The sequence below is a fragment of the Bacillus sp. FDAARGOS_1420 genome, from assembly GCF_019344915.1.
GTDB classification, from domain to species: domain Bacteria; phylum Bacillota; class Bacilli; order Bacillales; family Bacillaceae_G; genus Bacillus_A; species Bacillus_A mycoides.
The window spans coordinates 3,193,346-3,207,119 of sequence record NZ_JAHWJB010000002.1 but is presented as its reverse complement, the minus strand read 5'-3'; the positions used below and the strand labels follow the sequence as shown (position 1 = coordinate 3,207,119).

Here is a 13,774-nt window from a genome sequence, read left to right as displayed (position 1 = left end):
AACGAGAAATGAAATTGTGGACAAGGGGAGAGAAAGGACAAAATTCGGGAAGGGGATGCAAAATATTACAGGGAATTTGAGCATACGTAGAGAATATGTTAAAAGATAGATTATTAATTTTTTGTTATGCAAGCTGAAGAATGGAGATACAATGATGAAAATATACGAGACAGATCGTTTACATTTAAGAGAAATTGATGAGTCGTATGCGGAAAAAGTTCTTCAATATTACGACAAAAATCGTGAATTTTTAAAAGCGTGGGAAGAGTATAGACCGGAGGGTTTTTTCACGTTAGATTATCAAAAGAAAAAGTTACAAAAGGATAGAAAAGAGTTCGCGGAAGGCAAGATTATCAGGCTTTGGATTTTTAAAAAGGGTGATGATACAAAAATTATTGGATGTATTTCATTTAATCTAATTGTTCGCGGAATTTATCAATCTTGTGTACTCGGTTATAAATTAGATAAGGAAGAATTGAATAAAGGTTACACAACAGAAGCGCTTAGAAAAGCAATTCAAGTTACCTTTGAAGAATTTCATTTACATCGTATAGAAGCACCAATTATGCCACGAAATTTAGCATCTATACAAGTAGTGACGAAGATAGGATTTCAATATGAAGGTGTATCTCGAAAAATGCTAATGGTAAATGGCATCTGGGAAGATCATATGCGCTGGGTATTGTTAAACGAGTAATATAAGGCAGATGGGTATCTAGATGTGTTAACCATCTGTTTTTTGTCTTGTATTTCGAAACTTTTGCGAAATTCTGTTATAATTAATGTTGTTACATACATAATGGTAGTGCAGGAGGCGCAGTCTTATGATTAATCAAGAACGTTTAGTAAATGAATTTATGGAGTTAGTACAAGTAGATTCTGAAACGAAATTTGAAGCAGAAATTTGCAAAGTGTTAACAGAGAAATTTACTGCTTTAGGTGTAGAAGTATTTGAGGATGACACGATGGGTGTGACTGGTCATGGTGCAGGTAACTTAATTTGTACTTTACCAGCAACAAAAGACGGTGTTGATACAATTTATTTCACTTCTCATATGGATACAGTAGTTCCTGGTAATGGAATTAAGCCTTCTATTAAAGATGGATATATCGTATCAGATGGTACTACAATTTTAGGAGCCGATGACAAAGCTGGATTAGCATCTATGTTTGAAGCGATTCGTGTCTTAAAAGAGAAAAACATTCCTCATGGTAAAATTGAATTTATTATTACAGTTGGAGAAGAATCTGGTCTTATTGGCGCAAAAGCGTTAGACCGCGAGCGCATTACAGCAAAATATGGTTATGCATTAGATAGTGATGGAAAAGTTGGTGAAATTGTAGTTGCAGCGCCAACACAAGCGAAAGTGAATGCGATTATTCGCGGGAAAACAGCTCATGCTGGCGTAGCACCAGAAAAAGGTGTATCTGCAATTACTATCGCAGCAAAAGCAATCGCAAAGATGCCACTTGGTCGTATCGATTCTGAAACAACTGCAAATATTGGACGTTTTGAAGGTGGTACACAAACAAATATCGTTTGCGATCATGTTCAAATCTTTGCAGAAGCTCGTTCTTTAATAAATGAGAAAATGGAAGCACAAGTTGCAAAAATGAAAGAAGCATTTGAAACAACTGCAAAAGAAATGGGTGGTCATGCAGACGTTGAAGTAAACGTTATGTATCCAGGATTTAAGTTTGCTGCTGGCGATCACGTTGTAGAAGTTGCGAAACGTGCAGCTGAAAACATTGGTCGTACGCCTTCTCTTCACCAAAGTGGTGGCGGAAGTGATGCGAACGTAATCGCAGGACATGGTATCCCAACAGTTAACTTAGCAGTTGGTTATGAAGAAATTCATACAACAAATGAAAAAATTCCTGTTGAAGAATTAGCGAAAACAGCAGAATTAGTTGTAGCTATTATTGAAGAAGTAGCGAAGTAAGTAATAAAAAAAGACGCGTGAACCAATTATGGTTTACACGTCTTTTTTTTATTTTGATTCAATTGCTTTCACAAGGCGGATAAGCCAATATAAGAAGACCCACGGAAGTACATAAGTTGTTGTAAAACGTATGAAATGAGAGAAGATTCCTAAAGCGTAAATGTTAATGTTAAAAAGGGGAAGTAACAAATAATTAATCGCAAGGATTACTATAATAATAATAAATACATAATTGAGTTTATTATGTTGTTTCATAACGATTCATCTCCTTTACAATAATATCCATTTGTTACGTACAGTATAACAAAAAATAGATAGAGAAAAGCCAATAATTATTATAAAGTGTAAAGAAATTTGATATAATGAAGGAACAAATGTTCTTTTGGGGGTGAGTAGTATGCGAGAAATGTATCCGAAAAATGGTCGTGTCATTTTACATGTAGATATGAATTGCTTTTTCGCATCTGTTGAAATTGCTCATGACCCATCATTACAAGGAAAGCCATTAGCGATTGCGGGGAATGAAAAAGAGAGAAAAGGGATTATCATAACATGTAGTTATGAGGCGAGAGAATATGGAATACGTACGACGATGCCTCTATGGGAAGCGAAGCGATTATGCCCGCAATTAGTTGTGAGGCACCCTAATTTTACATTATATCGAGAAGCTTCATTTCAAATGTTTCAAATTCTTTCCCGTTTTACAGAAAAAATACAACCGTTTTCTATAGATGAAGGGTATTTAGATATTACAGATTGCTATGCGCTCGGTTCGCCTCTTGAAATAGCGAAGATGATTCAACAAGCGTTACTAACAGAGTTACAGCTTCCATGTAGCATTGGGATTGCCCCAAACCTTTTCCTAGCAAAGACTGCTTCAGATATGAAAAAACCTCTTGGAATTACAGTACTTCGAAAACGTGATATCCCAGAAATTATTTGGCCACGATCAGTTGCAGAGATGCATGGAATCGGAGAGAAAACAGCTGAAAAACTAAAAGACATTCATATACATACAATTGAACAGTTAGCAAAAGGAGACGAGCATATCATTCGCGCTAAAATTGGAAAGCACGGTGTTGATTTACAAAAACGTGCAAAAGGTATGGATGACAGGGAAGTTGATCCGAATCAAATGGGACAACATAAAAGCGTTGGAAATTCGATGACTTTCTCAAAGGATATGGACGAAGAAAAAGAATTACTTGATATGTTAGAAAGATTATCGAAATCAGTAAGCAAAAGGCTACAAAAACGAACTCTCGTTAGTTATAACATTCAAATTATGATTAAATACCATGATCGTCGCACGGTAACACGGAGTAAACAATTGAAAAATGCAATATGGGAAGAACGGGTTATTTTCCAATCAGCATCACGTTTATGGAAGCAACACTGGGATGGTGATTCTGTTCGTCTGTTAGGTGTTACAGCTACTGAATTAGAGTGGAAGACAGAATCAGTGAAACAGTTAGATTTGTTTTCATTCGAAGAAGATGCGAAAGAAGAGCCGTTACTTGCTGTTATTGATCAAATTAATGAAAAGTATGGAACACCTCTTTTACAGAGAGGTAGTCAATTATTGCGTAAGCAAGAAAAGTCGTTTCAGCAAAAATTAGAAAATAAGTTTATGTAGAAGGTTTTAGAGATTTAAACCCTTCTTTTTTAGCCCCATACTAAATTGAAACAAAAAGATTGAATGAGTATGGATTACTTTTAGTTATTCCTAGCGGTTGCTAATAACTTGAAAATAAAACAGAAGGTGTCATGAATATTAAATCTTCTGTTTTATTCATGACACCTTTATGATTTAACTTGCTTCTAAGTCTAGTGTTGTCTTCCACCCCGCGGCAGTAACACCGGATTCTAAAAGCATTCTACTTACTATTTTTTCAATTAAGACAGCTGCATTTGTATTGCAATGTAATGTAGCTTGTATACATACTTTTTGGTTAGAATCAACGTCTTCACTGTACAATTCTTTTAAACCGATACCTTCAGAACTTACCATGTGCATGAGAAGAAAACGAATATGTGCTTCATTTTCTTCTGAACAAGTAAGAGAAAGTAAGTAGTTTGTTTGCTCGGGTAAATCTTCTTTTGATTTATTATTCATAAATAGAGCGATTGGGCGTAGTAGTATATTTGCTAGTAAGACGCCGGCTGCACCTAGCATAGCTGCAACGAGGAAGCCAGCACCTGTAAGAGTACCAACAGCAGCTGCACACCATAAAGTTGCCGCTGTATTTAACCCTCTAATACTAAAACCGTCACGAATAATAACACCGCCTCCTAAAAAGCCAATACCACTAACAACTTGAGCGGCGATGCGTGATGGACTAGCATCATGATCAAGCATGACGGATAATAAAACAAATATACAGGCGCCAAGTGATACGAGAGCATTTGTCCGCAAACCAGCCATTCGATGTCTCCATTGTCTTTCCATTCCGATGCAAGCTCCTACAATAATTGCTATAAATAACCTTAATACGATGTCATACCATATCATCATGGTCACCTCCATACATATAAGTACATGTTATATTTTTTGAGAATGAGTGAGAAATACCCACTCATTCTCATTTTTACAACCAGCTATGGAATTTTTTAATATAAAGCTTTTTCAGGAATTGTGTTAAGAAAGCATAACCTAATAATATTCCTATGAGCCACGGGAAATAGCTTAGTGGTAATGCTTGTAAACCAATTGCTGCACCAAGTGGTGAGAATGGAATGTAAATTCCGATTGCCATAATACAAGCGGTTAATACAAGAACTGGTATTGATGCTGTACTTTTAATAAACGGAATTTTCTGTGTTCTGATCATATGGACAATTAATGTTTGAGTTAGTAACCCGACGACAAACCAACCAGATTGGAATAGTGATTGTTCTCCAGGTGTATTTGCACCGAATACATTCCACATGACAACGAATGTGATAATATCGAATATAGAGCTAATTGGACCGATGCAAATAATGAAGTTACGCAAGTTTGCAGTATCCCATTTTCTAGGCTTCTCTAGAAATTCCTTATCCATTTTATCCCATGGAATTGAAAGCTGTGAAATATCATAAAGTAAGTTTTGAATTAAGAGATGAATTGCAAGCATCGGTAAAAATGGAATGAAAGCACTTGCTATTAATACACTAAATACATTTCCGAAGTTAGAGCTCGCCGTCATTTTGATATATTTTAAAATATTGCCGAACGTAGTACGTCCCTCTAAAATACCTGCTTCTAATATAGTTAAACTTTTTTCGAGTAAAATAATATCAGAAGATTCTTTTGCGATATCGGTAGCGGTATCAACAGATATTCCAACGTCAGCTTCACGTAATGCCACGGCATCGTTAATGCCATCGCCCATGTAACCTACAGTATGACCATTACCTTGTAATACGTGAATAATACGAGATTTTTGCATTGGATTTAGTTTTGCGAACACTGTTGTTTCTTCTGCCAGTTTTGCTAATGCTTTATCTGGTAAAGAATCGATTTCGTAACCGAGGACAGGCTCTCCTATATTTAATCCAACGTCTTTACAAACCTTTCTTGTAACAATTTCGTTATCACCAGTTAAGATTTTCACTTGTACGCCGTGTTTTTGCAATGCTTGAATTGCAGAAGCAGCAGATGGTTTTGGTGGATCTAAAAAGCCGATATATCCAGTAAGGATCATAGCGGATTCATCTTGTACTGCATAAGCTTTATGATAAGGTTTGTTATCTTTCTTGTATGCTACAGCGATGACACGCATTCCTTCACTATTTAAAGTTTCGCTAAGATGTTTTACATTTGCTCTCATTTCTTCAGTGAGAGGGACAATTTGCCCATCAACTTCAGTGTAATTACAGATTGATAAAATTTCTTCTACGGCACCTTTACAAACCATTGTATGTTCACCTGAAATATCTTTCACGATGACAGACATACGACGACGAGCAAAATCGAATGGAATTTCATCTAGCTTTTGAAAAGCTGATGGATCAAATTTATGGTTTTCCTCTGTATGTTCAATAACAGCTTTATCTATTAAATTTTTCAATCCCGTTTGATAGAAGCTATTTAAATAGGCAAAGTGTAATACACGATCGCATTCATTTCCGTTAGGATCTAAATGACGAACTAGGACAACTTTATCTTCTGTTAAAGTTCCAGTTTTATCTGTGCAAAGAATGTTCATAGCACCTAAGTTTTGAATAGAGTTGAGCTGTTTTACAATTACTTTTTGTTTAGACATGTTAACGGCACCTTTAGCTAAATTAGCAGTTACAATCATTGGCAGCATTTCAGGTGTAAGACCAACTGCAACAGCAATAGCAAAGAAGAAAGCTTCTTGCCAATCTCCTTTTGTGAATCCATTAATGAGAAGGACAATGGGTGCCATAATAAGCATGAATGTGATTAAGAGCCAACTTACTTTGTTTACGCCTTTATCAAAGCTTGTTTCTGCACGTTTTCCGATAACCTTTTTTGCTAAAGAGCCGAAATACGTATCCGTACTAGTTGAAACAACAACAGCTTTTGCGCTACCGCTAACAATATTTGTACCCATAAAGCAAAGGTTTTCCATATCGAGCGGATTGTAATTTTTTTTCATGTTATTCGGTAATATATGTTTATTTTCCGTATGGTAGCAGTTTTCGTATTTTTCTACAGGAAGTGCTTCCCCGGTTAAAGAAGACTGATTAACAAATAAATCTTTTGCGGATAAAATACGCACATCAGCTGGCACGATATCACCAGCTGAAAGTGAAATAATATCGCCAGGTACAAGTTCTTCAATTGGAATTTCTGTTGTGTAATTTCGATTTAAATTTGTTACGTTTTTTGTTTCGTGTACAAATCCATCTATTCTAAAGACACTCGCAGTTGTTCGAACCATAGCCTTTAACTTATCCGCCGCTTTCTGAGAGCGGAATTCTTGTAAAAAGCGAATCGTTGCACTTAGCAGTACCATTACAGATACGACAATTGTTCCTTGTATATCATCTGTGAAAAAAGAGAGTGCTCCAAGAGCTAACAAAACAAAAATAAATGGATTTTTAAATGCCAGCAGAAATTGAATATACCATGGCAATGTTTTATTATGAGCAATTTCGTTCGGACCGTATAAAGAAAGTCTACGAGACGCTTCTTGTTTAGAGAGACCATCTTGTGTTGTTTCTAAGAGTTTTAACGCAGAGTTTACATCCTGTGTTGCAACTTCCACTAATAATTCGTTATTTGCTTTCATGCTATCTTGATCGTAAGCATGCTTTGTTTCTTGTCTTTGTAAATTTAACATTGGTAGTTCCTCCTCTTTCATGAAGGAGGAAACAATCTGTTACTCGACTATTTAAAATTGGGAGGAACAGCTTCTTTCCTACCTACATGGTGAAATATTAACGTAAAACATATGGGTATCTGGGCCGAATCATCACTTGCCACTGTTCCTCACCTCCGTACAATTAGTAGTTTCTGAATATGCTATGTTTGTTTCATAGTAAGGTGCATAAAGACATAAAAAAGACCTTTACTCAAAACGAGTAAAGGTCTGAATTCGTAGTCAAAAAGAGTCAACAACAAAGACTGTTAGTAAGCATAGATAAAAACAGTTTTTGTGTATGACAAAACATACGCACCTCTCCCTCGTTGAGTTTTAGCACTGTATAGCATAGGTACTGAAACCAGCTACGTTAAGAAAGGCCTTCATTCCGACCTTTCCTGTTGACCCATTGGCGTCTCTCGACATTTTTGGGCAGCAGCGTTTCTCTATACAGGAGCCTCACCTAACAGAGACCATATTCAATTACAAGTTGAATGTTAGCACTGTAAAATCGTAGTGTCAATATCTTTTTAATCTATTTTTTCGAAAAATCAAATAGATTTATGATGGCTATATAGTAGGAAATAAGCGGAGTTTTTGAAATAAGGCGGGAAAATAAATACTTTAATGAACATAAATAAAAAGCACTGTAATCAGTGCTTTTTTATTTTAGATTATGAGATTGTAGCATTTTCAAAAATAACAATTTCTGAACTGTTTGTTGTTGAAACGCGTTGTGCGTAATATGTTAAAGCTGAGGAAATATATGTTGGTAACGAATCATTTGTATGTGTTGTTGTATATTCATGGATTAATTCTTTTAAAGTCGTCCATTCTAATTGTGCTGGGTGATCAGAAACGAAAGAACTTACCCAGCGATCAAATGAAGATGAAAAATCAGTTTGTAAACGAAATGCTTCTTTCATAATAAAACGCTCCCTTAAAATGTAGTATAATCATTTTAACATAAAACACGAACAATTACTAAGTTTTTTGATTATAACGTTCGTGTTATATAGTTGTCTAGATGATTGGTTATGTAAATTCGATTTGCCATTTGAAATAACATTCCGTAAGATGAAAGATAGATTATATAAAGAGCTGGAGGAAAGAAAGTGGAATTTGTATTTTTAGGAACTGGTGCAGGTGTTCCTTCGAAAGGAAGGAATGTTTCAGCAATTGCTCTGCAATTGCTAGAAGAACGAGGACAGACTTGGTTATTTGATTGTGGCGAGGCGACGCAACATCAAATATTACATACATCAGTACGTCCACGCCGCATTGAAAAAATATTTATTACGCATTTACATGGTGATCATATTTTTGGGTTGCCTGGTTTATTAGGAAGCCGTTCGTTTCAAGGAGGGACTACACCTTTAACAGTGTATGGACCAAAAGGAATTAAACAATTTATTGAAGTGGCATTATCAGTAAGTACGACACATGTTAAATATCCGCTTGAAATCGTTGAGATTACGGAAGAAGGTATTGTGTTTGAGGATAATGAATTTTGTGTAGAAACAAAAAGGTTATCACATGGAATTGAATGTTTCGGATATCGAATTGTAGAGAAAGATATACAGGGAGCTCTTTTAGTGGATAAGTTACTGGGAATGGGTGTGAAACCTGGTCCAGTTTTTAAACGCTTAAAAGATGGTGAAGTAGTTGAATTAGAGAATGGCACAGTGTTAGATGGAAAAGATTTTATTGGCCCGCCTCAAAAAGGAAGAGTTATTACAATTTTAGGCGATACACGATATTGCGAAGCGAGTAGAGAGCTTGCGCAAGATGCTGACGTACTTGTTCATGAAGCAACTTTTGCGGCAGAAGATGAACAACAAGCGTATGATTATTTTCATTCCACATCTAAGCAAGCTGCGAGTATTGCACTTCAGGCAAATGCAAAACGCTTAATATTGACTCATATTAGTTCTCGTTATCAAGGAGATACATATAAGGAATTATTGAAAGAGGCAAGAGAGCTATTTTCTAATACAGAAATAGCTACGGATTTAAAATCATTTCCAGTAGACAGATAATAATGTTGTGAAAAAATGGTGACGATAGGTTGCCATTTTTTTTATTTCTAAAAAAAATTAAAAATAAAACTGTTATCATTTTATTTTTATATAGGATGAAACAGAAAGTTTTAATGATGTGAAGATATAGGGTAAAAATACATAATACCGATCATTTAGAAAAACTGTTATATAAGTCAGACGACATACGAGTGGTACAAGTAGCAAAAACGGATTTTTATTCAGAACTTTTAAAATTCATTAAAAGTAAGCGTTTTATTAAAAACAAGCTATAATGAGGGCAGATTATAATTTATCCCGCTATTTGCGGACAGTAAGACTCCCATCTCAGAATTCGGCGAATGCGAGGAAGTTAGGTGGGAGATAACTGCCCGTAAAAGCCCGATTGGTGTGGGCTAATAATCAGTGGGGGATGGACAAAACCCCACTGATTAAAGTTTCACTTTATTGTAGGCTACATGCGTTTTAGCCATTTGTCATAACAAGTGAAGTTGACTAAATCGTGAGAGAGCAACATGGAAATTATAATAGGAAGGATATTACTATTATTTGTACTAAGTCTTTTTTCACTTTTTAGCTTTAAAACATCAAAAGGTATGAAAGCAATGGGAGTTTCACTTGTTTATGCTATGCTTGTAAGGGGTTCTGTGTTAAACTTTGGATTGCTACCAGACTTTATTATGGACTATCTTATATTATTTTTAAATGCAGGTAATGCTAAGTTTCTTATTTATTATTATAACTGGTATTATTTCAGGATATATTGCTTCACTGTTATTCAAAAACTATCCAATTCTTACAGCGGAACAAATTCGTGGTACGACTGGAACAGCAACCGATTCGGTAGCTTAATAGAATAGTAAATAATTTTTTCATAGAGGTTTAGGGGGAGTTATGATGAAGTATCGCTCAGTGTTTGATATTATTGGTCCGGTTATGATTGGTCCATCAAGTTCACATACAGCAGGCGCGGCAAGAATGGGGCAAGTTGCTCGTCAGCTGTTTCGTCATGAACCAGAGAGAGTTAGCATTTCATTATATGGTTCATTTGCAAAAACATACCGTGGTCACGGTACGGATGTAGCGCTAATCGGTGGAATACTAGGATTTGAAACAGATGATTTACGTATTCCAAGTGCGTTAGATATTGCAAAAGAACGCGGGATTGAAGTGGAATTCATTGAAGAAGATGCAAATGCTCCGCATCCAAATACAGCGAAAATTCGTCTGTATAAAGGTGAAGAGGAAATTGAAGTTGTTGCTTGCTCAATTGGTGGCGGTAAAATTGAAGTTGTAGAATTAAACGGATTCGATCTTCAATTAACAGGCACGAGTCCAGCACTACTTATTGTAAATAACGATCGCTTTGGTGCTATCGCAGCTGTAGCTTCAATCCTTGCTAAGCATGAGATTAACATAAGTACAATGAGTGTTTCTCGTAAAGAAAAAGGAAGAAGAGCGCTTATGGTCATTGAAACAGATGAATTATTAGCAGATGAAGTAATTGCGGAAATAAATGGGCAACAAAATATTTGTCAAGTAACTATTATGGATTAATTGCAGGGGGGACACACCATGTTTCGGAACGCAGCGGAACTAGTGGCGCAAGCTAAAGAGCAAAATGTAAAAATCGCAGAAATTATGATTCAATGTGAAATGCAAACAAGAAATATCTCACGTGAAGAAGTAATTGCTGGAATGGAAAAGAACTTAGTCGTGATGGAACAAGCAGTAGAACGCGGTATTCGTGGTGTAAAATCACCGACTGGTTTAACTGGCGGGGATGCTGTGAAAGTCCAAGCGTATATGCAGAGTGGAAAAGGCTTATCTGGAGATACGATTTTGGACGCAGTGAGTAAAGCTGTTGCGACAAATGAAGTAAATGCGGCGATGGGAATTATTTGTGCAACACCAACAGCAGGGTCTGCTGGAACAGTGCCAGGTGTACTGTTTGCACTGCAAGAAAAATTACAGCCGACACGCGAAGAAATGATTGAATTTTTATTTACAGCAGGAGCTTTCGGTATGGTTGTTGCGAATAATGCTTGTATTTCTGGCGCGGCAGGAGGTTGCCAAGCTGAAGTAGGTTCAGCAAGTGGAATGGCAGCTGCAGCAGCAGTTGAGATGGCTGGTGGAACACAAGATCAAGCAGCTACAGCGATGGCGATTTCGTTAAAGAATATGCTTGGTTTAGTATGTGATCCTGTTGCAGGGCTTGTAGAAGTACCTTGTGTAAAACGTAATGCAGCAGGAGCTGCGAATGCCATGATTTCAGCTGATTTATCATTAGCTGGTGTAACTAGTACAATTCCATGTGATGAAGTTATTGAGGCGATGTTTAGAATTGGACAAACGATGCCAGTAGCACTTCGTGAAACAGCAGAAGGTGGCCTTGCAGCAACACCGACAGGTCGTCGTTTGCAAGAAGAGATTTTTGGTAAGAGTAATAACTAAAAGCATATCATATGATTAAAGTAAAAACGGAGCTCAAATAAAGTTGAGCTCCGTTTTTTATTTTTCTTTTGCTATTTCTTCTAATGTTTTTCCAAGATCGTGTGATCGTTTCGTTGCTTGTGTAATACATGAGATTAATGCTTGTTGAAAATTATGCTCCTGTAATACTTCAATACCTGCTTCAGTTGTTCCGCCAGGAGAAGTAATTTCTTTTCGCAAAATAGAAGGGTGTTTTTCGCTTGCTTTTAGCATTTCAGCAGAACCAATCATCGTCTGAAGAATAAGAGATTTTGCAACATCTTCTTTTAAACCAATTTTTTTTGCTGCCTCTTCCAGTGCTTCTACCACGTAATAAATATAAGCTGGCCCACTTCCGGATAATGCAGTGATAGCATGCATATCTTCTTCTTCTACTACAGAGACGAGACCAATCGTTTCAAATAAAGATGTTGCAGTGCGAATATGTTCCTCTGTTGTGTGTTCTGAAGGTGAGATAGCGGTAGCGGATTTTAAAATGGCTGCAGATGTATTTGGCATTGCACGAATAATCGGAACGTCTTTTTGAAGTAGGTTTCTAATTGAATGAGTAGAAACACCTGCTAATAACGAAATAATAAGCAAGTCATTATTTATGTATTCTTTAAGAGGAATAACCGCTTCTGCGACATCTTTTGGCTTCATAGCTAGAAAAAGAATATTTGCATCAGCAAGTAATTCCTTTTTATTATGTGTACCTTTGGCACCGTATTTTTTATGTAACTCCTGTAATCTTGTCTCGTTAGAACGATTACTTACAGTGACGTGTTCTCCCTTAACAACATTTGCGTTTAATAAGCCACCAATAATCGCTTCGGCAATAGAGCCTGCACCGAGAAAGGAAATGTTTTGCATAGACATGATGTGCCTCCTTTAAATTTGGTTAGAAATACTTATAAATGTACATACATTCGTTTTTTTATGGAAAAGACCTCTTTTTATCTGAAAATAATGACAAATTTATAGGGAAGTTGTAAACTGAAGAGGTATTCATTTTTGAACCGGAAAAAGACAGGGGGGGCTAAGCATGACGGCGATTCATCGAATGGAGATTCCTGTTCCATTTGCAGTTGAGACAGTGAATGTGTTTTTAGTTGAGGGAGAAACATTAACGTTAATTGATACAGGGACAAATACAGAAGAAGCAAAGAAAGCACTAGAAAGTCAATTAGGTGCATTAGGATATAAGATAGAAGATATTGAAACGGTAGTGATTACGCATCACCATGCGGATCATTGCGGACTTTTAAATACATTTTCTGAAAAAGTAAAGATTATCGGACATCCTTGGAATGAACCGTGGATTACACAGAATGCTGAATTTTTAAAGAGGTATCATGAATTTTTTAAAGAGACAGCCTTGCAGTTCGGCGTTCCAGCAGTATTTCTGAATGGTGAGGCGTTATTGACGACGAAGACACTTAAATATTCTTGTAATAGATCGTTAACACATACCGTGAGAGAGGGAGATCGTATAGATTCGTTACCTGGATTTATAGTGATTGAAACCCCGGGTCATGCTTCCACTCATATTTCATTATATAGAGAATCTGATGGAATATTAATTGGTGGGGATGCTCTCATTAGTCATATTTCTTCAAATCCAATATTAGAACCACCATATGAAGGGCAAACAGAAAGAGCGCATCCTTTATTGCAGTACAATCAAACGTTAAAACGTTTAAGTGAAATGAATATTTCACGGATTTTATCAGGGCATGGGGAAGATGTTCTGAATGTGAAACAACTTATTGAAACAAGATTACAAAAGCAAGAGACACGTGCTTTTAAAGTGCTTGAACTATTAAAGGAAAAGCCAATGACAGCATTTGAAGTGTGTGTAAAACTATTTCCGGTATTATATAAAGAGCAATTGCCACTTACTATCTCAGAAACTGTTGGACAATTAGACTTTTTAGCATATAATCAACAAGTGATGATTGATGAATCTTCACAACAATTGATTTATTATGCAAAGTAGGTGACA

General features: G+C 36.3%; 13 protein-coding genes and 1 riboswitch. Of the genes, 8 read left to right on the top strand and 5 right to left on the bottom strand.

What is annotated here, in order from left to right; translation table 11 throughout:
- Nucleotides 1-151: 151 nt before the first annotated feature.
- Nucleotides 152-697: a GNAT family N-acetyltransferase gene (locus tag I6L50_RS26590; protein ID WP_002015105.1), complete on the top strand. Its 546-nt coding sequence runs from the start codon at nucleotides 152-154 to the stop codon at nucleotides 695-697.
- Between the two features lie 127 nt (nucleotides 698-824).
- Nucleotides 825-1,943, top strand: coding sequence for a tripeptidase T (locus I6L50_RS26585; protein ID WP_002015107.1), 1,119 nt, complete (start codon nucleotides 825-827; stop codon nucleotides 1,941-1,943).
- A 48-nt stretch (nucleotides 1,944-1,991) separates the two neighbouring features.
- Here the strand turns inward: I6L50_RS26585 and I6L50_RS26580 are convergent, their stop codons facing one another.
- A complete protein-coding gene (locus I6L50_RS26580) occupies nucleotides 1,992-2,198 on the bottom strand; it encodes a hypothetical protein (protein WP_000809197.1) in 207 nt (68 codons plus the stop codon).
- A gap of 142 nt (nucleotides 2,199-2,340) precedes the next feature.
- Here I6L50_RS26580 and I6L50_RS26575 point away from each other — a divergent pair, with 142 nt between their 5' ends.
- Nucleotides 2,341-3,579, top strand: a complete 1,239-nt coding sequence (locus tag I6L50_RS26575) for a DNA polymerase IV (RefSeq protein ID WP_219303511.1) — start codon at nucleotides 2,341-2,343, stop codon at nucleotides 3,577-3,579.
- A 174-nt stretch (nucleotides 3,580-3,753) separates the two neighbouring features.
- On the opposite strand, the gene I6L50_RS26570 is transcribed toward I6L50_RS26575, so the two are convergent.
- The 3 genes from I6L50_RS26570 to I6L50_RS26560 all read right to left on the bottom strand — a co-directional run bounded on the left by I6L50_RS26570 (nucleotide 3,754) and on the right by I6L50_RS26560 (nucleotide 8,184).
- Nucleotides 3,754-4,455: an MgtC/SapB family protein gene (locus I6L50_RS26570; RefSeq protein WP_016096135.1), complete on the bottom strand. Its 702-nt coding sequence runs from the start codon at nucleotides 4,453-4,455 to the stop codon at nucleotides 3,754-3,756.
- 76 nt (nucleotides 4,456-4,531) lie between these two features.
- Nucleotides 4,532-7,237 (bottom strand): magnesium-translocating P-type ATPase, encoded by a 2,706-nt coding sequence (mgtA, locus tag I6L50_RS26565; RefSeq protein WP_219303510.1) that lies wholly within the window; start codon nucleotides 7,235-7,237, stop codon nucleotides 4,532-4,534.
- 331 nt (nucleotides 7,238-7,568) lie between these two features.
- Nucleotides 7,569-7,736, bottom strand: a riboswitch (M-box (ykoK) riboswitch).
- 196 nt (nucleotides 7,737-7,932) lie between these two features.
- Complete coding sequence (locus I6L50_RS26560) at nucleotides 7,933-8,184, bottom strand: DUF3932 family protein (RefSeq protein WP_000656495.1); 252 nt, start codon at nucleotides 8,182-8,184, stop codon at nucleotides 7,933-7,935.
- Nucleotides 8,185-8,373: 189 nt separating this feature from the next.
- Here I6L50_RS26560 and rnz point away from each other — a divergent pair, with 189 nt between their 5' ends.
- The 4 genes from rnz (at nucleotide 8,374) to sdaAA (ending at nucleotide 11,751) form a co-directional block, all read left to right on the top strand.
- Nucleotides 8,374-9,297 (top strand): ribonuclease Z, encoded by a 924-nt coding sequence (gene rnz, locus I6L50_RS26555; RefSeq protein ID WP_113937105.1) that lies wholly within the window; start codon nucleotides 8,374-8,376, stop codon nucleotides 9,295-9,297.
- Between the two features lie 515 nt (nucleotides 9,298-9,812).
- Nucleotides 9,813-10,157, top strand: a complete 345-nt coding sequence (locus I6L50_RS26550; RefSeq protein ID WP_113937106.1) for a hypothetical protein — start codon at nucleotides 9,813-9,815, stop codon at nucleotides 10,155-10,157.
- Nucleotides 10,158-10,194: 37 nt separating this feature from the next.
- A complete protein-coding gene (gene sdaAB / locus I6L50_RS26545) occupies nucleotides 10,195-10,854 on the top strand; it encodes an L-serine ammonia-lyase, iron-sulfur-dependent subunit beta (RefSeq protein ID WP_002088527.1) in 660 nt (219 codons plus the stop codon).
- A gap of 18 nt (nucleotides 10,855-10,872) precedes the next feature.
- The gene (gene sdaAA, locus I6L50_RS26540) at nucleotides 10,873-11,751 is read left to right on the top strand and encodes an L-serine ammonia-lyase, iron-sulfur-dependent, subunit alpha (protein WP_002033842.1); all 879 of its coding nucleotides are present in this window, start codon (nucleotides 10,873-10,875) and stop codon (nucleotides 11,749-11,751) included.
- A gap of 57 nt (nucleotides 11,752-11,808) precedes the next feature.
- Here sdaAA and proI read toward each other — a convergent pair whose 3' ends face one another.
- The gene (proI, locus tag I6L50_RS26535; protein ID WP_219303509.1) at nucleotides 11,809-12,648 is read right to left on the bottom strand and encodes a pyrroline-5-carboxylate reductase ProI; all 840 of its coding nucleotides are present in this window, start codon (nucleotides 12,646-12,648) and stop codon (nucleotides 11,809-11,811) included.
- Between the two features lie 166 nt (nucleotides 12,649-12,814).
- Between proI and I6L50_RS26530 the strand changes: the two genes are divergently transcribed.
- Nucleotides 12,815-13,768: an MBL fold metallo-hydrolase gene (locus I6L50_RS26530; protein WP_113937107.1), complete on the top strand. Its 954-nt coding sequence runs from the start codon at nucleotides 12,815-12,817 to the stop codon at nucleotides 13,766-13,768.
- Nucleotides 13,769-13,774 lie beyond the last annotated feature (6 nt).

Excerpts from the sequence above, each read along its gene's own strand:
- I6L50_RS26560 (WP_000656495.1), bottom strand. The coding sequence starts at position 8,184 with ATGAAAGAAGCATTTCGTTTACAAACTGATTTTTCATCTTCATTTGAT.
- sdaAA (WP_002033842.1), top strand. The coding sequence starts at position 10,873 with ATGTTTCGGAACGCAGCGGAACTAGTGGCGCAAGCTAAAGAGCAAAAT.
- proI (WP_219303509.1), bottom strand. The coding sequence starts at position 12,648 with ATGTCTATGCAAAACATTTCCTTTCTCGGTGCAGGCTCTATTGCCGAA.
- I6L50_RS26530 (WP_113937107.1), top strand. The coding sequence starts at position 12,815 with ATGACGGCGATTCATCGAATGGAGATTCCTGTTCCATTTGCAGTTGAG.
- sdaAB (WP_002088527.1), top strand. The coding sequence starts at position 10,195 with ATGAAGTATCGCTCAGTGTTTGATATTATTGGTCCGGTTATGATTGGT.
- I6L50_RS26570 (WP_016096135.1), bottom strand. The coding sequence starts at position 4,455 with ATGATATGGTATGACATCGTATTAAGGTTATTTATAGCAATTATTGTA.
- I6L50_RS26575 (WP_219303511.1), top strand. The coding sequence starts at position 2,341 with ATGCGAGAAATGTATCCGAAAAATGGTCGTGTCATTTTACATGTAGAT.
- I6L50_RS26580 (WP_000809197.1), bottom strand. The coding sequence starts at position 2,198 with ATGAAACAACATAATAAACTCAATTATGTATTTATTATTATTATAGTA.
- I6L50_RS26585 (WP_002015107.1), top strand. The coding sequence starts at position 825 with ATGATTAATCAAGAACGTTTAGTAAATGAATTTATGGAGTTAGTACAA.
- mgtA (WP_219303510.1), bottom strand. The coding sequence starts at position 7,237 with ATGTTAAATTTACAAAGACAAGAAACAAAGCATGCTTACGATCAAGAT.
- I6L50_RS26550 (WP_113937106.1), top strand. The coding sequence starts at position 9,813 with ATGGAAATTATAATAGGAAGGATATTACTATTATTTGTACTAAGTCTT.
- I6L50_RS26590 (WP_002015105.1), top strand. The coding sequence starts at position 152 with ATGATGAAAATATACGAGACAGATCGTTTACATTTAAGAGAAATTGAT.